The 18,186-nt window shown below is 65.3% G+C and carries 15 protein-coding genes; 14 read left to right on the plus strand and 1 reads right to left on the minus strand.

Annotated elements, in window-relative coordinates:
- The first annotated feature begins 57 nt into the window (after nucleotides 1–57).
- Complete coding sequence (gene rpoC / locus F0357_RS13990) at nucleotides 58–4,257, plus strand: DNA-directed RNA polymerase subunit beta' (RefSeq protein ID WP_153482917.1); 4,200 nt, start codon at nucleotides 58–60, stop codon at nucleotides 4,255–4,257.
- Nucleotides 4,258–4,966: 709 nt separating this feature from the next.
- Entirely contained in the window at nucleotides 4,967–8,038 is a 3,072-nt protein-coding gene (locus F0357_RS24980) for an autotransporter outer membrane beta-barrel domain-containing protein (RefSeq protein WP_312861594.1), read from the plus strand.
- A 103-nt stretch (nucleotides 8,039–8,141) separates the two neighbouring features.
- Here the strand turns inward: F0357_RS24980 and F0357_RS14000 are convergent, their stop codons facing one another.
- Nucleotides 8,142–8,642 carry a DUF2380 domain-containing protein gene (locus F0357_RS14000; protein ID WP_153482920.1) on the minus strand — a complete coding sequence of 167 codons (501 nt, stop codon included), beginning with the start codon at nucleotides 8,640–8,642 and terminating at the stop codon, nucleotides 8,142–8,144.
- 673 nt (nucleotides 8,643–9,315) lie between these two features.
- Between F0357_RS14000 and F0357_RS14005 the strand changes: the two genes are divergently transcribed.
- From F0357_RS14005 to F0357_RS14060, 12 genes are all read left to right on the plus strand, one after another.
- A complete protein-coding gene (locus tag F0357_RS14005) occupies nucleotides 9,316–9,723 on the plus strand; it encodes a hypothetical protein (RefSeq protein ID WP_153482922.1) in 408 nt (135 codons plus the stop codon).
- Nucleotides 9,720–10,091, plus strand: coding sequence for a DUF2019 domain-containing protein (locus F0357_RS14010; RefSeq protein ID WP_153482924.1), 372 nt, complete (start codon nucleotides 9,720–9,722; stop codon nucleotides 10,089–10,091). Before F0357_RS14005 ends, F0357_RS14010 begins: the two co-directional genes overlap by 4 nt.
- A 144-nt stretch (nucleotides 10,092–10,235) precedes the next feature.
- Nucleotides 10,236–10,607 (plus strand): DUF2019 domain-containing protein, encoded by a 372-nt coding sequence (locus F0357_RS14015; protein ID WP_208948344.1) that lies wholly within the window; start codon nucleotides 10,236–10,238, stop codon nucleotides 10,605–10,607.
- Nucleotides 10,608–10,748: 141 nt separating this feature from the next.
- Nucleotides 10,749–11,120 carry a DUF2019 domain-containing protein gene (locus F0357_RS14020; RefSeq protein ID WP_153482928.1) on the plus strand — a complete coding sequence of 124 codons (372 nt, stop codon included), beginning with the start codon at nucleotides 10,749–10,751 and terminating at the stop codon, nucleotides 11,118–11,120.
- 695 nt (nucleotides 11,121–11,815) lie between these two features.
- Entirely contained in the window at nucleotides 11,816–12,187 is a 372-nt protein-coding gene (rpsL, locus tag F0357_RS14025) for a 30S ribosomal protein S12 (RefSeq protein ID WP_153482931.1), read from the plus strand.
- Nucleotides 12,188–12,267: 80 nt separating this feature from the next.
- Nucleotides 12,268–12,738: a 30S ribosomal protein S7 gene (gene rpsG, locus F0357_RS14030; RefSeq protein ID WP_153482934.1), complete on the plus strand. Its 471-nt coding sequence runs from the start codon at nucleotides 12,268–12,270 to the stop codon at nucleotides 12,736–12,738.
- 30 nt (nucleotides 12,739–12,768) lie between these two features.
- Nucleotides 12,769–14,844, plus strand: a complete 2,076-nt coding sequence (fusA, locus tag F0357_RS14035) for an elongation factor G (RefSeq protein WP_153482936.1) — start codon at nucleotides 12,769–12,771, stop codon at nucleotides 14,842–14,844.
- Nucleotides 14,845–14,895: 51 nt separating this feature from the next.
- On the plus strand, nucleotides 14,896–16,086 hold the full coding sequence (gene tuf / locus F0357_RS14040) for an elongation factor Tu (RefSeq protein WP_153482887.1): 1,191 nt from the start codon (nucleotides 14,896–14,898) through the stop codon (nucleotides 16,084–16,086).
- 99 nt (nucleotides 16,087–16,185) lie between these two features.
- On the plus strand, nucleotides 16,186–16,494 hold the full coding sequence (rpsJ, locus tag F0357_RS14045) for a 30S ribosomal protein S10 (protein WP_153482939.1): 309 nt from the start codon (nucleotides 16,186–16,188) through the stop codon (nucleotides 16,492–16,494).
- Nucleotides 16,495–16,524: 30 nt separating this feature from the next.
- Nucleotides 16,525–17,259, plus strand: coding sequence for a 50S ribosomal protein L3 (rplC, locus tag F0357_RS14050; RefSeq protein ID WP_153482941.1), 735 nt, complete (start codon nucleotides 16,525–16,527; stop codon nucleotides 17,257–17,259).
- Nucleotides 17,259–17,879 (plus strand): 50S ribosomal protein L4, encoded by a 621-nt coding sequence (gene rplD / locus F0357_RS14055; RefSeq protein ID WP_153482945.1) that lies wholly within the window; start codon nucleotides 17,259–17,261, stop codon nucleotides 17,877–17,879. Before rplC ends, rplD begins: the two co-directional genes overlap by 1 nt.
- Nucleotides 17,876–18,169 carry a 50S ribosomal protein L23 gene (locus F0357_RS14060; RefSeq protein ID WP_153482949.1) on the plus strand — a complete coding sequence of 98 codons (294 nt, stop codon included), beginning with the start codon at nucleotides 17,876–17,878 and terminating at the stop codon, nucleotides 18,167–18,169. The genes rplD and F0357_RS14060 overlap by 4 nt, the downstream gene beginning before the upstream one ends.
- The last annotated feature ends 17 nt before the right edge of the window (nucleotides 18,170–18,186 follow it).

An 18,186-nucleotide genomic window follows, 5' to 3' on the forward strand; every position in this document is an offset into this window, starting at 1 on the left:
TGACCGCGGCGCGCGCCCGGTGCCGCTTCAGGACCCTCGAAACGAAGGAGAGAGCCGATGAATCAAGAGGTCATGAACCTGTTCAATTCGCAGGCTCCAGCTCAGACCTTCGATCACATCAAGATCGCTCTGGCCAGCCCGGAGAAGATTCTGTCGTGGTCCTACGGCGAGATCAAGAAGCCGGAGACGATCAACTACCGCACGTTCAAGCCGGAGCGGGACGGTCTGTTCTGCGCGCGGATCTTCGGACCGATCAAGGACTACGAGTGCTTGTGCGGCAAGTACAAGCGGATGAAGTACAAGGGCGTCATCTGCGAGAAGTGCGGCGTCGAGGTCACCCTGTCGCGGGTGCGCCGCGAGCGCATGGGCCACATCGAGCTCGCCGCCCCCGTCGCGCACATCTGGTTCCTGAAGTCGCTCCCGAGCCGCATCGGCATGCTGCTCGACATGACGCTGAAGGACCTCGAGCGCATTCTCTATTTCGAGAACTATTGCGTGCTGGAGCCGGGGCTGACCCCGCTCAAGCTGCACCAGCTCTTGAGCGAAGAGGAATATCTGCGCGCCCAGGAGGAATACGGGGATGACAACTTCACCGCCCTGATCGGCGCTGAAGCGATCCGCGAGATCCTGCGCGGCCTTAACCTCGAGGGCGAGCGCGATCGCCTGCGCGTCGAGATCGCGGAATCGACCTCCGAGCTGAAGCCGAAGAAGCTCGCCAAGCGCCTCAAGCTGGTCGAGGCGTTCCTCGATTCCGGCAACAAGCCGGAATGGATGATCTTGACCGTCGTTCCGGTCATGCCGCCCGATCTGCGCCCGCTCGTTCCCCTCGACGGCGGCCGCTTCGCGACCTCCGACCTGAACGACCTCTACCGTCGCGTCATCAACCGCAACAACCGTCTGAAGCGGCTGATCGAGCTGCGCGCGCCGGACATCATCATCCGCAACGAGAAGCGCATGCTTCAGGAAGCGGTCGATGCGCTGTTCGACAACGGCCGCCGCGGCCGCGTCATCACCGGTGCCAACAAGCGTCCGCTGAAGTCGCTCTCCGACATGCTGAAGGGCAAGCAGGGCCGGTTCCGCCAGAACCTGCTCGGCAAGCGCGTGGACTATTCGGGCCGCTCGGTCATCGTGGTGGGCCCGGAGCTGAAGCTCCACCAGTGCGGCTTGCCCAAGAAGATGGCGCTCGAGCTGTTCAAGCCCTTCATCTATTCGCGCCTCGACGCGAAGGGCTATTCCTCGACCGTGAAGCAGGCGAAGAAGCTCGTCGAGAAGGAGAAGCCCGAAGTCTGGGATATCCTCGACGAGGTGATCCGCGAGCATCCGGTGATGCTGAACCGTGCCCCGACGCTGCACCGCCTCGGCATTCAGGCCTTCGAGCCGGTGCTGATCGAGGGCAAGGCGATCCAGCTTCACCCGCTCGTCTGCTCGGCCTTCAACGCCGACTTCGACGGCGACCAGATGGCGGTTCACGTGCCGCTTTCGCTGGAAGCCCAGCTCGAAGCCCGCGTGCTGATGATGTCGACCAACAACATCCTGCACCCGGCGAACGGCGCGCCGATCATCGTGCCGTCGCAGGACATCGTGCTCGGTCTCTATTATCTCTCCATCATGGCGGAGAAGGAGCCGGGCGAGGGGATGGCGTTCGGCAACCTCGGCGAGCTGATGCACGCTCTCGAGGCGAAGGCGATCACGCTGCACTCCAAGATCCGCGGGCGCTACAAGGGCGTCGGCGCGGACGGCAAGCCGTATACCAAGATCTACGAGACGACTGCGGGCCGCATGCTCATCGGCGAGCTGTTGCCGCGGCATCCGGCGGTGCCCTTCGACATCTGCAACCAGCTGATGACGAAGAAGCAGATCTCCGCGATGATCGACGCCGTCTACCGCGCCTGCGGTCAGAAGGAGACCGTGATCTTCTGCGACAAGATCATGTCGCTCGGCTTCCGCCACGCCTTCCGCGCCGGCATCTCGTTCGGCAAGGACGACATGGTCATTCCGGACACGAAGGAGCGTCTGGTCGAGGAGACCCGCACCCTCGCGAAGGAATACGAGCAGCAATATTCCGACGGTCTGATCACCCAGGGTGAGAAGTACAACAAAGTCGTCGACGCCTGGGCGAAGTGCACCGACCGCGTCGCGGACGAGATGATGAAGCGCATCTCGGCCGTGCAGACCGACGAGAAGACCGGCCGTCAGAAGAAGATCAACTCGATCTACATGATGAGCCACTCGGGTGCCCGCGGTTCGCCGGCCCAGATGAAGCAGCTCGCCGGTATGCGCGGCCTGATGGCGCGTCCGGACGGCTCGATCATCGAGAACCCGATCATCTCGAACTTCAAGGAAGGTCTGACGGTTCTCGAGTACTTCAACTCGACCCACGGCGCCCGTAAGGGTCTCGCCGACACCGCGCTCAAGACCGCGAACTCGGGTTACCTGACCCGCCGTCTCGTCGACGTGGCGCAGGACTCGATCGTCACCGAGCGCGATTGTGGTTCCGAGGGCGGCATCAAGATGACGGCGGTCATCGATGCCGGCACCACGGTCGCCTCGCTCGGCATGCGCATCCTGGGTCGCACCGCGGCCGAGGACATCCTCGATCCGGCGAGCGGCAAGGTGTTGGTCGCCAAGGGTACCTTGATCGAGGAGAAGGAAGTCGAGCGCGTCGAGAAGGCGGGCGTGCAGTCGGTCCGCATTCGCTCGGTGCTGACCTGCGAGACCCGCAACGGCGTCTGCGGCACCTGCTACGGACGCGATCTCGCCCGCGGTACGCCGGTCAACATGGGCGAAGCGGTCGGCGTGATCGCGGCGCAGTCGATTGGCGAGCCGGGCACCCAGCTCACCATGCGCACGTTCCATATCGGCGGAACGGCGCAGGTGGTCGATCAGTCCTTCATCGAGTCGAGCTTCGAAGGCACGGTGAAGATCCGCAACCGCAACGTCGTGCGCGACAGCGAGGGCAAGCTCATCGTGATGGGCCGCAACCTTGCGGTCGTGGTGCTCGACAAGGACGGCAGCGAGCGTGCGGTGCACCGCATCACCTACGGTGCGCGCCTGCACGTCGACGACGGCGATCAGATCCGCCGCGGCCAGCGCGTCGCCGAGTGGGACCCGTACACCCGTCCGATCCTCACCGAGGTCGATGGCATCGCGGCGTTCGAGGACCTGGTCGAAGGCGCCTCGGTGACGGAAACCGCCGACGAGGCGACCGGCATCACCAAGCGCGTCGTCACCGATTGGCGCTCCAACACCCGCGGCGCGGACCTCAAGCCGGCCGTCACGGTGAAGGACGCCGACGGCAAGGTGCTCAAGCTCTCCAAGGGCGGCGACGCGCGCTATCTGCTCGCGGTCGATGCCATTCTCTCGGTGGAGCCGGGCGCCCGCGTCCATGCCGGCGACGTGCTCGCCCGTATTCCGCTTGAGAGCGCCAAGACACGCGACATCACCGGCGGTCTGCCGCGGGTGGCGGAGCTGTTCGAGGCGCGCCGGCCGAAGGACCACGCGATCATCGCGGAAGTCGACGGCACGGTGCGGTTCGGCAAGGACTACAAGAACAAGCGCCGCGTCATCATCGAGCCGCATGACGGCTCGCTCGACCCGGTCGAGTACCTGATCCCGAAGGGCAAGCACATCCACCTTCAGGACGGCGACGCGATCGAGAAGGGCGACTTCATCCTCGACGGCAACCCGGCGCCGCACGACATCCTGGCGATCCGTGGCGTGGAGGCGCTCGCCGCCTACCTCGTCAACGAAATCCAGGACGTCTACCGGCTCCAGGGCGTGGTCATCAACGACAAGCACATCGAGGTGATCGTCCGTCAGATGCTGCAGAAGGTGGAAGTCACCGACGGCGGCGAGACGGAGTTCTTCCCCGGCGATCAGCTCGATCGGGTCGAGTTCGACCTCATCAACGAGAAGGTCATCGCCGAGGGCAAGAAGCCCGCGAGCGGCAACCCCGTTCTGCTCGGCATCACCAAGGCGAGCCTGCAGACCCGGTCGTTCTTCTCGGCGGCGTCGTTCCAGGAGACCACCCGCGTCCTCACCGAGGCGGCGGTCTTCGGCAAGATCGACCCGCTCGACGGCCTCAAGGAGAACGTCATCGTCGGCCGCCTGATCCCGGCGGGTACGGGTGCGACCGTCGCCCGGCTCAAGGAGATCGCGACGCGCCGCGACGAGCTGATCCTCGAGGAGCGCAAGCGCTCCGGCGACGCCGGCTCGGCCGAGGCGGTGCTCGCCCAGGACGTCCCTGCCGCCGAGTAGGCGGAACGGTCATAGGGATCGCGATCCCGACTGCGAACGGCCGGAGCCCCAAGCTCCGGCCGTTTTCGTTTGGCGGATGCGGCTCATAGATGGGGTGCCGGGGGATCGGCCGGTCTCGCAAGCAGGTTGTCCACCGCGGCTATGAGGAAGCGATTGCCCGGTCCGCGGGGCGGGTGCGCGACGGATACCACCATGCGCGCAAAGGCCGGTGCCGAGGCCGCAATCGGCGGCTTCGATGCGTTATCGAAGTACGCGCAGCGCCCTATAATCGCTTATAATTTATAAGTTATCCCGCGAAGCGATAACGAACGGTACTAAATAGTATGATAAAATTGTGACGCTATAGATACAGCGTGTTGTGAATCGTCATCCAGCCTCTTGCTCGGCCTTCTGGTACACGCTCTAGTTCCATCTCATTTTGATTTTGCGTGAAGCCACGGTGGTCGACCGTCGCTCGCCGCAAAAAGTCTGGGGTGGCAATTCGATGATGTTCGCGTCCAAACAGGTGCCCGCTGTGCGTGCCCGCCATAATGCGGCGCGGGCCTTCAAACTTTGTTTGCTGGCGTCGGCCGCCGCGGGGCTTCTCGCCACATATAGCGTTCGCCCGGCCTTTGCCGCGCCGGCAACGCCGGTTACGCCCTATTCAGGCGGCGGCGGCGCAGGCGGCTCCGAGACGGGGACCGGGGCCACCGCCGGGGGCGCTGGTCACGTGATCGTGGGTCAGGACGGAGATGAAGGGGCGTCTCCCGACGCCGGCGGTGGCGGCGGGGGATCGTCGTTCGGCGATGGCGGCGCGGGCGGTGCCGGCGCCCTCGGCGGTGCGGGGGGAACATTCGACGGGGCCGCTGGAAGCGACGGCGCCGATGGCGACCCAGGGCAGACGTCCGGTGGCGGCGGCGGCGGATCCGGCAGGCGGGGTGTATCGGGCACCCTGAGCGACGTGACCGCGGCCCACACGGGTGGCGCCGGCGGAAGCGGGGGCCACGGCGGCAACGGCGCGGGTGTGGGCGGCGGCGGCGGTGGTGGTGGCGGCGCTCCGGGCGCCGCGCTGACATCCGCGTTATACTCCGGCCGTGTCACGATTTCGGCCGACCAGACGGGCGGCGCCGGCGGCGCCGGTGGTGCGGGCACGGGCGTGGCCTATGGCGGAAACGGTGGCACGGGCGGTGCCGGCATCGTCCTCTACAGCACGGTCAATACGCCCATGGCGGGTTACGTGACGATCTCCAGCACGACCACGATCGCGGGCGGTGCCGGCGGGGCCGCCGGGACGTCGGCGACGAGCGGTCACGAAGGGATTGCCGGCAATGGCGGGGCCGGCATCGAGGTGGCGGAGGGCACCGGGACCTATACGCTTTGGGTCCGGGGGACGGTGACGGGGGGCGCCGCCGGTGGCGCTGGGGCGTCTGGCGGACCGGGCATCGTCGGCGCCAATTTGTCGATTGCCATCTTCGACGGCGGCACAGTCAGTGGCGGCGGGGGCACGACGCCGGGGGCCGCGATCCAATTCACCGGCGGCTCCAACGTCCTGGATTTGTACGCCGGCGCGACCCTGGTGGGGAACGTCGTCGGCGCCGGGGCGGGGGACATCCTCGAGTTGGTCGGCGAGGGGCAAGCCACGCTCAACATGTCCCAGGTCGCGGGCTTCGGCTCGTACAATATGGCGTCATCCGGGACCTGGACGCTGAATGGCCCGACGAGTGCAGCGACGCAGTGGTATTTCCAGACGGGCATCCTCTCGATCTCGGATTTCGCGTCGCTCGGCTCCGAGGCCAGCAATTTGGCCTTCTACGGTGGCACGCTTGCGGTGACGGCGTCGTCGGCGACGGCGATGCCGGTGTCGCTTGAAACGTCGGGCGGCACCGTTCAGGTCGTGGGGACGTCGACCGCCGCGACGATGGCGGGTGTGATCTCGGGTGAGGGCGGGCTGACCAAGACCGGCGCCGGCACGCTGATCCTGCTCGCGGACAACACGTACACGGGCGGCACCACGATCTCCGAGGGCACGCTGCAGCTCGGCAACGGCGGGACGACCGGTTCGATCGTCGGCAACGTCGTCAACAACGCCGCCCTCGTCATCAACCGTTCCGGCACCTACGACTTCCCCGGCACCATCACCGGCTCGGGCTCGGTGACGATCGTCGGCGGCACGGTGAACTTCACCGGCGAGGGTGGCTATTCCGGCCAGATCAACGTCGCCGATGCCTCGCTCGTGCTGTCCCAGGGCTCGACCAGCGCGTCGAGCTTCGCCATCGGCCCCGGCGGCACCATCAGCGGCACGGGCACCATCGGCGGGCTCGCGGTGCTCGAGGGCGGCACGGCCTCGCCGGGCTATTCGCCGGGCACGCTCACCGTCAACGGCAACGTCGCGTTCTCTCCGGGCTCGGTCTACCAGGTCGACATCACGCCCGCGGGCGCCCACGACCTGATCACCGCGACCGGCACGGCCACGATCGGCGGCGGCACGGTGCAGGTGGTGGCGACCCAGGGCACCTATGCCCCGGGCACGACATACACGATCCTGACCGCCCAGGGCGGGGTGAGCGGGCAGTTCGCCTCGGTCACGGCGAACTATGCCTTCCTCGACCCGGTGCTCTCCTATGACGCCAACGACGTCTACCTGACGGTGGTGCGCAACACGGCCGCCTTCCCGGACGTCGCCTACACGGTGAACCAGAAGGCGGCGGCGGGCGCGGTCGAGAGCCTCGGGGCGGGCAATGCGGTCTACGACGCCGTGCTGCAGCTCTCGGCGTCGGCGGCCCCGGCGGCGTTCGATGCGCTGTCGGGCGAGATCTACGCCTCGGCGTCCTCGGTGATGCAGCAGCAATCGATCTATCTGCGCGAGGCAGTCGGCACCCGCGTCCGCCAGGGCCTCGCCGGCCAGTCCGGCGGCGGGCAGTCGACGGCGAAGCTCGCGCCGGGCTATGACGCGACGGTGTGGGCGCAGGGTTACGGCGGCTGGGGCCAGATCGCGAGCGACGGCAACGCCGCGAGCCTCGATTCCTCGATCGCCGGCTTCCTGATGGGCGTCGATGCGGCGGTCGCCTCGTCGGCCCGGGTCGGCCTCGTCGGCGGCTACAGCCGCTCGACCCTGAACGTCGATGCCCGCTCGTCCTCGGGCGACATCGACAATTACGATGTCGGCCTCTATGGCGGCGCGCAGTTCGGCGCGCTGTCGCTGCTCGCCGCCGCGTCCTACACGTGGCACGACCTCTCGGTCGACCGCACGGTGGCGTTCTCGGGCTTCTCGGGGCTCAATTCGGCGGACTACAAGGCCGGCACGGCGCAGGTGTTCGGCGAGGCGGCGTGGCGGGTCGGGCTCGACAAGACGCTCGATCCGAAGACGTTCGGGGCCGCGTCGGTAACGCCGTTCGTCGACCTCGCCTATGTCAACCTGTCGTCGGACAACTTCACCGAGACGGGCTCGGCGGCGGCTTTGACCGGCTCGGCCGACACCGAGAACACCTTCTACTCGACGCTCGGCGTCCGGGCGGCGACGACGTTCCAGATGGCGAACGGGGCGGCGTTGACGCCGCATCTGAGCCTCGGCTGGCAGCACGCCTTCGGCGACGTCAACGCGAACGCGAACCTCGCCTTCGTGGGCGGCGGATCGGCGTTCTCGGTCTCGGGCGTGCCGATCGCCCGCGACAGCGCGCTCGTCGGGGCGGGGGTCGAGTACGCCTTCTCGAAGACGGTCTCGGCCTCGCTCTCCTACAACGGCCAGTTCGCCTCGGGCACCGAAGACAACGCCTTCAAGGGCGCCATCAGCATCAAGTTCTGAGCGGGGCGCGGGCGCTCCCCGCGCGCCACTTTCGACCGCGAACACGACACGGCCCGGACGCCCCCGTCCGGGCCGTTGTCGTTTCAGGGGCGGAGAGCTCGTCTCAGGGCGGACTGAGGCGATCCTTCACCAGGAAGTCGACCGCGCGCACGTACGCGGCCTCGGTATCCCCGCGGAACTGGGTCTGAGCCCGGGCGACATAGGTCTTTGTCTCGAGGTCGGCGACGGAGATCGTCAGCGTCTGGACCAAGGTTGAGACCTTGTGGGCGACGGCGATGACCGCGTAGCGCGCCCCGGCCTTCTCGGCGACCGCGACCCAGCAATCGCCACAGCGATAGCGTTCCGGCAGGGCCTCGATCTCGGTCTTGAACGGGCCGAGATCGACGGGGCGATAACGGCCCGTCGCCGCGAGATCCTTCGCGAGGGCGGCGGTCGCCGCGGCGAGCCGCTCCGTCTGCCCCGGCTTCGCGCCCTCGCCGCTGGTGTCGTAGAGCTCGACCGGAAAGACCGCTGTCTGGGCGGGGGCCGCTGCGGACGGCGAGGAGCCGTACACAAGAGCCGCAAGGCCGATGAGACAGACGCCCGCTCTGCGCGTCCCGGTCATGTGCGTTCCAATCGATGTTCGGCGCTCGCAGCCGTGGTGCCAATACGCAGCGGCGGCCAAAGCGCCCCGGCGCCGAACGCAGCGTAGCGGGCGTTGGGGGATAAGTGTATCACAATCAAAAGATGTCCACGTCGTGAATCACACCCGTACCCTCATCCGCATGGAAATGGGGGTATGTCATGGACGGATCGGGAGGCGGCGCGGGGGATGCGAGGCGCCATGAGGCGCGCCTTGCCGCGGCCATCGCCGGGGGTGCGCTCACGATTGCCGCTTGGCGCTTCAGCCTCGCGCTCAAGGCTCATTTCAACCCGTTGCAACCGCGGGTGCCGGCGGGACGACGTGACGGGGGCCAATGGACCGACGGCGGGAGCGGTGGCGGCCCGGCCTTTTGGCACCGGAGAACGCCTGGCTCACGGCCCGCTCCGCGCGAGAGAGATGTCCGTCTTGATATCATCCGCGTGGGAGACCGGACGCCCTCCCCGGACGCCCCACCCGCGCAGGAGCGGGAACCGCTCGACCTCTACATCACGAAGCGCGCGCGTGAAAATGCGGCCGCGCCTGATGTCTCGGTCCCGGAGGATATCCGGAAATCGCCGACCGTGCCTTCCATCCGCCCCCTTCCCAGGGTGCGCAGCTGAGGCTCGCGCGTCGGATCGCGATTTGGGCTTTCAGGGTGATCCGCTTTGGTATGCCGAGCGCCGTCAGTCTCGTCTTCGACGCTATCGACGTCGCGCACTGGCTGGTGGAATTCTATCCCTATATCCGTTCCTATCTCGACGAGCCGAAATCCCTCCAAGAGTTGCGGGCGGATGCAGACGCACGCAGAAAGGGGTATGATCTCCACCACATCGTAGAGCAGTCGGCGGCTCGTGCGGCGGGTTTTCCTGAGTCCCTGATCGAGGGACCGGAGAACCTCGTTTGGGTGCCGAGATTCAGGCATTGGCAAGTCACAGGATGGTTTATGGAGCCGAGTGCGGCCTATGGCGGCCTTTCTCCACGAAAGTATCTCGTAGGGAAAGATTGGGCCGAAAGACGTAGAGTTGGAATTGATGCTTTTCGAATCAACGGAGTGCTTAAATGAAGGCTTCGGCACTTTCGGTTTTGAGTGATGATGAGATCGTAGATCTATTCATCCAATATTCGATTGAGCAGGAAAACATGAGCCTTGAGATGCGCTCACGGAGCGTCGCGCGGCTCTATCACAAGATCGACGCTCTCGTCACAGAACTGCGGTTCCGCGAGGGTGACCGCCGCCATGTGCTTCTGCCACTCCTGAAGCACGCTAATCCTCAGGTCCGGCTCAAGGCGGCGCAATCCTTGCTGGCCGTCGCGCGGGACGAAGCTCTGGCGGCCCTCAAGGAGCTGTCCGATCCCCAGCTCTATATGCAGGCACTGGATGCCGGCATGACGCTTATCAATCTCGACCGCGGCATCCTTATTCCGGAATAGCGGTTGCTCGAAAAAGGGGCGCGGACGAGCCGCACAAGCGTCCCCGGAGCGTGTTCGTAGCTCCTAACGGAGATGAAGCGATTCCATCGTACCGCGCGGCGCGATGTGGAGACCGAGGCCCAGCAACGCAACGGGGGTACACACATGAAGCGCGTGGCGCTCTCCCGCTTGAGTGACGACGAGATCGTGGGTCGGTTCATCGACTACTCGATCGAGCAGGAAGACATGATCCTTGAGGGGCGCATCGGAAAAGTGAATCGCCTCTACGATCGGATCGAAAAACTGATCGAGGAATTGCGCTCCCGCGAGGGCGATCATCGCCATGCGCTTCTGCCTCTTCTGAAGCACGCTAATCCGCAGGTGCGGCTCAAGGCGGCGTGGGCGACGCTGTCCCTCGCGCCGGACGACGCGCTGGCGGCGCTGAAAGAACTCGCGGACGCTCAACTCTATATTCAGGCGTTGGATGCGGGCATGACGCTCATCAATCTCGAACGCGGGATCTTCGTTCCGAAATAGGCCGCCGCTTGCAGATAAGGCGGGGCCGTGCGGCCACGCCGCCGCGGAGCCGGCTCTCTTCCAGATGAGGAATGAAGCGATCTCATCGCCTCCTGCGAGGCAAGGCGGCGATAGAAATCGACGACGTAACGGAGCACTCGAATGAAGAGGCTGCCGCTCTCCCGCTTGAGTGACGATGAGATCGTCCGACGGTTCGTCGACTACGCGATCGAGCAGGAAAATATGAACCTCGAACTGCGCTGGCGGAGCGTCGCGCGGCTCTTTCACAAAATCGCGGCGCTCGTTGCGGAGTTGAGGTCCCGCGAGGGGGACCATCGCCATGTCCTTTTGCCGCTTCTCAAGCACGCCAATCCTCAGGTCAGGCTCAGGGCCGCCAAGAACCTATTGGCCGTGGCGCCCGACGAAGCCCTGGCGGCGCTGCAGGAGCACGCAGATCCCCAGCTCTATGATCAGGCCCTTGATGCGGGCATGACGCTTTGGAATCTCGAAACCGGCGTCTTCGTCCCGAAATAGCGGGATGCCGGTGAAGGGCGCCGAGTCCCCGGGAGCGCCGAGTCGCGGGAAAGCCGAGTCGGCGACCGGGCGGCGCCACCGCCCACCAGCGTCTCGATTCCCGCCACCACCCGAGTCGCACCGCCGAGAATCGAGTCGTTGCGCTCCCGAGTCCGTCTCCCTGCGACCTCGCACCGGAGAGGGAATCGGGTGCGGGGGAGGGCGGACGGAGACCGGCCGCACCGCGTGCGCCGCGCGGACGTTCACTTTGTGTTAGGAACTTGCGCGCTGGGTGCGCGTCACGCCATATTCGCAAAGCGCACGCGTTGCATCATGACGCTTCGTTGTCAGGCATGAATTTGGCCGAAGACCGGGCCTTTCCCTATTGACGTCCCCGAAACGACGGACTAGGTTCCGCCCACTTCAACGGCAGGCGGTAAGCCTCGATCGCGCCTCGGAGCGCTTCCCGAAGTTCGGCCGAAAGGGCGAATGGGACGCACAAAGCTCAGAAGCAATCGGCTTAAACGCTGCCGCGTGCATAGGGTTACATGACGACCAAACCATGATCGCGCGGCCTGCGCCACGCGATCCTCTGGATTGTGGGCCCCGTTCACAGCAGAAAGCTGCGGACGGCGGTCCTTCGTTCGTGCGGCCGGTCGCCTTTGTGCGTCCCCGCGGCAGACGGAACGCTTGAGCTAGAGTTACGGAACTGAAGCATGCCGACGATCAACCAGCTGATCCGCCACCCGCGGAAAGCCCCTGCGAAGCGGAACAAGGTTCCGGCTCTGGAGCAGAACCCGCAGAAGCGCGGCGTCTGCACCCGCGTCTATACGACGACGCCGAAGAAGCCGAACTCGGCGCTCCGCAAGGTGGCCAAGGTTCGCCTCACCAACGGGTTCGAGGTGATCGGCTACATCCCTGGTGAGGGTCACAACCTCCAGGAGCACTCGGTCGTCATGATCCGTGGTGGCCGCGTGAAGGACCTTCCGGGCGTGCGCTATCACGTGCTGCGCGGCGTTCTCGACACCCAGGGCGTCAAGGACCGCAAGCAGCGTCGTTCGAAGTACGGCGCCAAGCGCCCGAAATAAGTTCGAAGTCGCAATCAGCGGCGCTGGCGGGCACCTCGCCCCGGCGCCGACGCTAAGAGTTAAAGGCGAAGGATCGAGACATGTCTCGTCGTCACAGCGCAGAGAAGCGGGAGATCATGCCGGACCCGAAGTTCGGCGATCTGACCGTGTCGAAGTTCATGAACAGCGTGATGCGCGACGGCAAGAAGTCGGCCGCAGAAACGATCGTCTACGGCGCTTTCGACATCGTTCGTGCCAAGACCCGTCAGGAGCCCCTCGAGGTGTTCCACGCTGCTCTCGAGCGTGTGATGCCCTCGATCGAGGTGCGCTCCCGTCGCGTCGGCGGCGCCACCTATCAGGTGCCGGTCGAGGTTCGCCACGAGCGTCGTCAGGCCCTGGCGATCCGTTGGCTGATCACCGCGGCCCGTGCCCGCAACGAGAAGACCATGGTGGAGCGTCTGTCGGGCGAGCTGCTCGACGCCTCCAACAACCGCGGCACCGCCGTGAAGAAGCGTGAAGACACGCACCGGATGGCGGAAGCCAACCGCGCGTTCTCGCACTATCGCTGGTAATCCCGGTTCGAGCTCAAGAGGCACCCACTCATGGCGCGCACGCACAAAATCGAGGACTATCGTAATTTCGGCATCATGGCTCACATCGATGCTGGAAAGACGACGACCACCGAGCGGGTGCTCTACTATTCCGGAAAGTCCCACAAGATCGGCGAAGTGCACGATGGTGCCGCGACGATGGACTGGATGGAGCAGGAGCAGGAGCGTGGCATCACGATCACGTCTGCCGCCACCACCACCGTGTGGAACGGCAAGCGCCTGAACATCATCGACACCCCGGGCCACGTCGACTTCACGATCGAAGTCGAGCGTTCGCTGCGCGTCCTCGACGGCGCGGTGTGCGTGCTCGACTCCAACCAGGGCGTCGAGCCGCAGACCGAGACCGTGTGGCGCCAGGGCGACAAGTACCACGTGCCCCGGATCGTGTTCTGCAACAAGATGGATAAGATCGGCGCGGACTTCTACCGCTGCTTGGACGACATCAAGGTGCGCCTTGGTGCCAAGCCGGTTCCGATCCAGCTCCCGATCGGCGCCGAGTCCGATTTCAAGGGCCTCGTTGACCTGGTTCGCATGGTCGGCGTGATCTGGCACGACGAAGACAAGGGTGCGACGTTCCACGAAGTCGAGATCCCGGCGGATCTGCAGGAGCGTGCCGAGGAATATCGCGCCGCCCTCATCGAAGCCGCGGTCGAGCTCGACGACGAGGCGATGTCGGCCTTCTTCGACGGCGTGATGCCGACCGAAGAGAAGCTTAAGTCGCTGATCCGCAAGGCGGTTCTCGTCGGCGCCTTCTATCCGGTGCTGTGCGGTTCGGCGTTCAAGAACAAGGGCGTGCAGACGCTCCTCGACGCGGTCGTGGATTATCTCCCGAGCCCGGTCGACGTTCCGCCGATCAAGGGCATCGACGGCAAGACTGGCGCGGACACCGTTCGTCACTCGACCGACGACGAGCCCCTCGCCATGCTCGCCTTCAAGATCATGGACGACCCGTTCGTCGGTTCGCTGACCTTCTGCCGCATCTATTCCGGCAAGGTCGAGACGGGCATGTCGCTCCTCAACTCGCCGCGTGAGAAGCGTGAGCGCGTCGGCCGCATGCTGCTGATGCATGCGAACAGCCGCGAGGACATCAAGGAGGCTCACGCCGGCGACATCATCGCGCTGGCCGGCCTCAAAGAGACCCGCACCGGCGACACGCTCTGCGACCCGGCTTCGGCCGTGATCCTCGAGAAGATGGAGTTCCCTGACCCCGTCATCGAGATCGCCGTCGAGCCGAAGTCGAAGGCCGATCAGGAAAAGATGGCGATCGCCCTGTCCAAGCTCGCGGCCGAGGATCCGTCCTTCCGCGTGTCGACCGACCAGGAGAGCGGCCAGACCATCCTGAAGGGCATGGGCGAACTGCATCTCGACATCAAGGTCGACATCCTGCGTCGCACCTACAAGGTCGACGTCAATGTCGGCGCTCCGCAGGTCGCCTACCGCGAGACGATCACCCGCAAGGTCGACATCGACTACACCCACAAGAAGCAGACCGGCGGTACCGGTCAGTTCGCCCGGGTGAAGTTCGTGGTCGAGCCGAACGAGACCGGCAAGGGGTTCGCGTTCGACTCGAAGATCGTCGGCGGTTCGGTCCCGAAGGAATATATCCCGGGTGTCGAAAAGGGCCTCAACTCGGTCCTCGGTTCGGGCGTCGTCGCCGGCTTCCCGCTGGTCGATGTCAAGGTCGAGCTGATCGACGGTGCCTACCACGAGGTCGACTCGTCGGCCCTCGCCTTCGAAATCGCCTCTCGTGCGGCTTTCCGCGAGGCGCTGCAGAAGGCCGGTCCGGTCCTGCTCGAGCCGGTGATGCGCGTCGAAGTCACCACCCCCGAGGATTATCTCGGCTCGGTGATCGGCGACGTGAACTCTCGCCGCGGTCAGATCCAGGGTACGGACACCCGCGGCAACGCTCAGATCGTGAACGCGATGGTCCCCCTCGCGAACATGTTCGGCTACGTGAACACCCTGCGGTCCATGAGCCAGGGTCGCGCCTCCTACACCATGCTCTTCGATCACTACGAGCAGGTGCCGCAGGCCGTCGCACAGGAGGTTCAGGCGAAGTACGCCTGACCCTCGCCCCCCTCAGGACCCTGAAACGACAGATTTGACGGAGTACGCCCGATGGCCAAAGAGAAATTTTCGCGGACGAAGCCGCACTGCAACATCGGCACGATCGGTCACGTTGACCACGGGAAGACGTCGCTGACTGCGGCGATCACGAAGGTTCTGGCGAAGACCGGCGGCGCGACGTTCAAGGCGTACGACCAGATCGACGCGGCGCCGGAAGAGAAGGCGCGCGGCATCACGATCTCGACGGCGCACGTCGAGTACGAGACGGCGAACCGTCACTATGCGCACGTCGACTGCCCGGGCCACGCCGACTACGTGAAGAACATGATCACGGGCGCGGCGCAGATGGACGGCGCGATCCTGGTTGTTTCGGCCGCCGACGGCCCGATGCCGCAGACCCGCGAGCACATCCTGCTCGCCCGTCAGGTCGGCGTTCCGGCGATCGTCGTGTTCCTGAACAAGTGCGACATGGTCGACGATCCGGAGCTTCTGGAGCTCGTCGAGCTCGAGGTTCGTGAGCTTCTGTCGTCGTACGACTTCCCCGGCGACGACATCCCGATCGTGAAGGGCTCGGCGCTGGTTGCGCTCGAGGACGGCGATCCGGTGCTCGGCGAGCAGGCGATCCTGGAGCTGATGACCCAGGTCGACGCCTACATCCCGCAGCCGGAGCGTCCGATCGATCAGCCGTTCCTGATGCCGATCGAAGACGTGTTCTCGATCTCGGGCCGCGGCACGGTGGTGACGGGTCGCGTCGAGCGCGGCATCGTGAAGGTGGGCGAGGAAGTCGAGATCATCGGCATCCGCGCGACGCAGAAGACGACGATCACGGGCGTCGAGATGTTCCGCAAGCTGCTCGATCAGGGCCAGGCGGGCGACAATATCGGCGCGCTCTTGCGCGGCACCAAGCGCGAGGACGTCGAGCGCGGTCAGGTCCTGTGCAAGCCGGGCACCGTGACGCCGCACACCACGTTCGTGGCGGAAGCCTACATCCTGACCAAGGAAGAAGGCGGACGTCACACCCCGTTCTTCACCAACTACCGTCCGCAGTTCTACTTCCGCACGACGGACGTGACGGGCATCGTGACGCTGCCGGAAGGCACCGAAATGGTGATGCCGGGCGACAACGTGCAGGTCACGGTGAAGCTGATCGTGCCGATCGCGATGGAAGAGAAGCTGCGCTTCGCCATCCGTGAAGGCGGCCGCACCGTCGGCGCCGGCGTCGTCGCCAAGATCATCGAGTGATCTGAGCGAAGACGAAACCAAGCGTACGGCCCGCTCCGATAGCGGAGCGGGCTCGTCCCTGACTTCCTAGACTTTTGGCGCTTATTCGAGGGCGCATCCATGAACGGTCAGAACATTCGGATTCGCCTGAAGGCGTTCGACCACCGCGTGCTCGATGCATCGACGCGTGAAATCGTGAACACGGCTAAGCGCACGGGTGCGCAGGTTCGTGGTCCGGTTCCGCTGCCGACCCGCATTGAGAAGTTCACGGTGAACCGGTCGCCTCACATCGACAAGAAGAGCCGTGAGCAGTTCGAGATCCGCACCCATAAGCGGCTGCTCGATATCATCGATCCGACCCCGCAGACCGTGGACGCGCTGATGAAGCTCGACCTCGCTGCCGGTGTCGACGTCGAAATCAAGCTTTAATCGGCTTGGGATCGTAGAGAGGTCTGACCCATGCGTTCAGGGTTGATCGCCCAGAAGGTCGGCATGACCCGCGTCTATAATGACGCTGGTGAGCATGTGCCGGTGACCGTGCTGCGCGTCGAGAACTGCCAGGTGGTTTCGCACCGCACGGCGGATAAGGACGGCTACACGGCGCTGCAGCTCGGCGCCGGCCGCGCCAAGCCGAAGAACACCACGAAGGCCATGCGCGGCCATTTCGCCGTCGCGCAGGTCGAGCCGAAGCGCCAGATCGTCGAGTTCCGGGTTTCCCCCGAGAACCTGATCGAGGTGGGCGCCGAGCTGACCGTCGACCATTTCGTGGTCGGCCAGTTCGTTGACGTGACCGGCACGTCGATCGGTAAGGGCTTTGCTGGCGTTATGAAGCGCCACAATTTCGGCGGCGGCCGCGCCAGCCATGGTAACTCGGTCTCGCACCGCGCCCATGGTTCGACCGGCCAGCGCCAGGATCCGGGCAAGGTCTTCAAGGGTAAGAAGATGGCCGGCCACATGGGCCAGGTCCGTGTGACGACCCAGAACCTGAAGATCGTCCAGACCGACCTCACCCGCGGGCTCATCCTCGTCGAGGGTGCCGTGCCGGGCTCGAAGGGCGGCACCATCCTGGTCCGCGACGCTGTGAAGCGTCCGCCGAAGGACGTTCCGCTGCCGGGCAAGTTCCGGACGCGCGACGCCGCCAACGGCAACGCTGCGGTCGAGGCTCCGGCCGCGACTGAAGAGGGGAATGCGTGATGGAACTCGAGGTCAAGACGCTCGACGGCGCCTCGGCCGGCTCGATCACGGTCTCTGACGAGATCTTCGGGCTCGAGCCGCGCTCCGACATCCTTCACCGGGTGGTGCGCTGGCAGCTCGCCAAGCGCCAGGCCGGCACTCACAAGGCGAAGATTCGCTCTGAAGTGCTGCGTACCGGCAAGAAGATGTACAAGCAGAAGGGCACCGGTCGTGCCCGTCACGGCGATCAGAGCGCCCCGCAGTTCCGCGGTGGTGGCAAGGCCTTCGGTCCGGTTCCGCGCAGCCATGCGCATGACCTGACCAAGAAGGTCCGTGTCCTCGGCCTGAAGCACGCCCTTTCGGCGAAGCTGAAGTCCGAGAGCCTGATCGTGGTCGACGATGCGACCGCGGCCGAGCCGAAGACGAAGGCGCTGAAGGCGCGTTTCGAGAGCCTCGGCCTCGGCAACGTGCTCGTGATCGGCGGTGCCGAGCTCGATCAGAACTTCACGCTTGCGGCGCGCAATCTGCCGTTCGTCGATGTTCTGCCGGTGCAGGGCATCAACGTGTACGACATTCTGCGCCGCGACAAGCTGGTCCTGACCCGCTCGGCGGTCGAGAGCCTCGAGGAGCGGTTCAAATGACCAACCTCAAGCACTATGACGTGATCCTTTCGCCGGTGATCACCGAGAAGGCGACGCTGCTCACTGAACAGAGCAAGGTCGTGTTCAAGGTGGCGAACACTGCGACGAAGCCTGAGATCAAGGCCGCGGTCGAAGCGCTGTTCGGCGTCAAGGTCACGGCGGTCAACACTCTGGTCCGCAAGGGCAAGGTGAAGCGGTTCCGCGGCACGATCGGGCGTCAGTCCGACGTGAAGAAAGCGATCGTCACCCTCGCTGAGGGCCAGACGATCGACATCACGACGGGCCTCTGAGTTTACGAGCGGACGCC

The sequence above is a fragment of the Segnochrobactrum spirostomi genome (assembly GCF_009600605.1).
In the GTDB taxonomy this organism is placed as follows: Bacteria; Pseudomonadota; Alphaproteobacteria; order Rhizobiales; family Segnochrobactraceae; genus Segnochrobactrum; species Segnochrobactrum spirostomi.

Coding starts and splice junctions, on each gene's coding strand:
- fusA (WP_153482936.1), top strand. CDS start 12,769: ATGGCGCGCACGCACAAAATCGAGGACTATCGTAATTTCGGCATCATG.
- F0357_RS14000 (WP_153482920.1), bottom strand. CDS start 8,642: ATGACCGGGACGCGCAGAGCGGGCGTCTGTCTCATCGGCCTTGCGGCT.
- F0357_RS14060 (WP_153482949.1), top strand. CDS start 17,876: ATGACCAACCTCAAGCACTATGACGTGATCCTTTCGCCGGTGATCACC.
- tuf (WP_153482887.1), top strand. CDS start 14,896: ATGGCCAAAGAGAAATTTTCGCGGACGAAGCCGCACTGCAACATCGGC.
- rplD (WP_153482945.1), top strand. CDS start 17,259: ATGGAACTCGAGGTCAAGACGCTCGACGGCGCCTCGGCCGGCTCGATC.
- rpsL (WP_153482931.1), top strand. CDS start 11,816: ATGCCGACGATCAACCAGCTGATCCGCCACCCGCGGAAAGCCCCTGCG.
- F0357_RS14020 (WP_153482928.1), top strand. CDS start 10,749: ATGAAGAGGCTGCCGCTCTCCCGCTTGAGTGACGATGAGATCGTCCGA.
- rpsJ (WP_153482939.1), top strand. CDS start 16,186: ATGAACGGTCAGAACATTCGGATTCGCCTGAAGGCGTTCGACCACCGC.
- rplC (WP_153482941.1), top strand. CDS start 16,525: ATGCGTTCAGGGTTGATCGCCCAGAAGGTCGGCATGACCCGCGTCTAT.
- rpsG (WP_153482934.1), top strand. CDS start 12,268: ATGTCTCGTCGTCACAGCGCAGAGAAGCGGGAGATCATGCCGGACCCG.
- F0357_RS14010 (WP_153482924.1), top strand. CDS start 9,720: ATGAAGGCTTCGGCACTTTCGGTTTTGAGTGATGATGAGATCGTAGAT.
- rpoC (WP_153482917.1), top strand. CDS start 58: ATGAATCAAGAGGTCATGAACCTGTTCAATTCGCAGGCTCCAGCTCAG.
- F0357_RS14015 (WP_208948344.1), top strand. CDS start 10,236: ATGAAGCGCGTGGCGCTCTCCCGCTTGAGTGACGACGAGATCGTGGGT.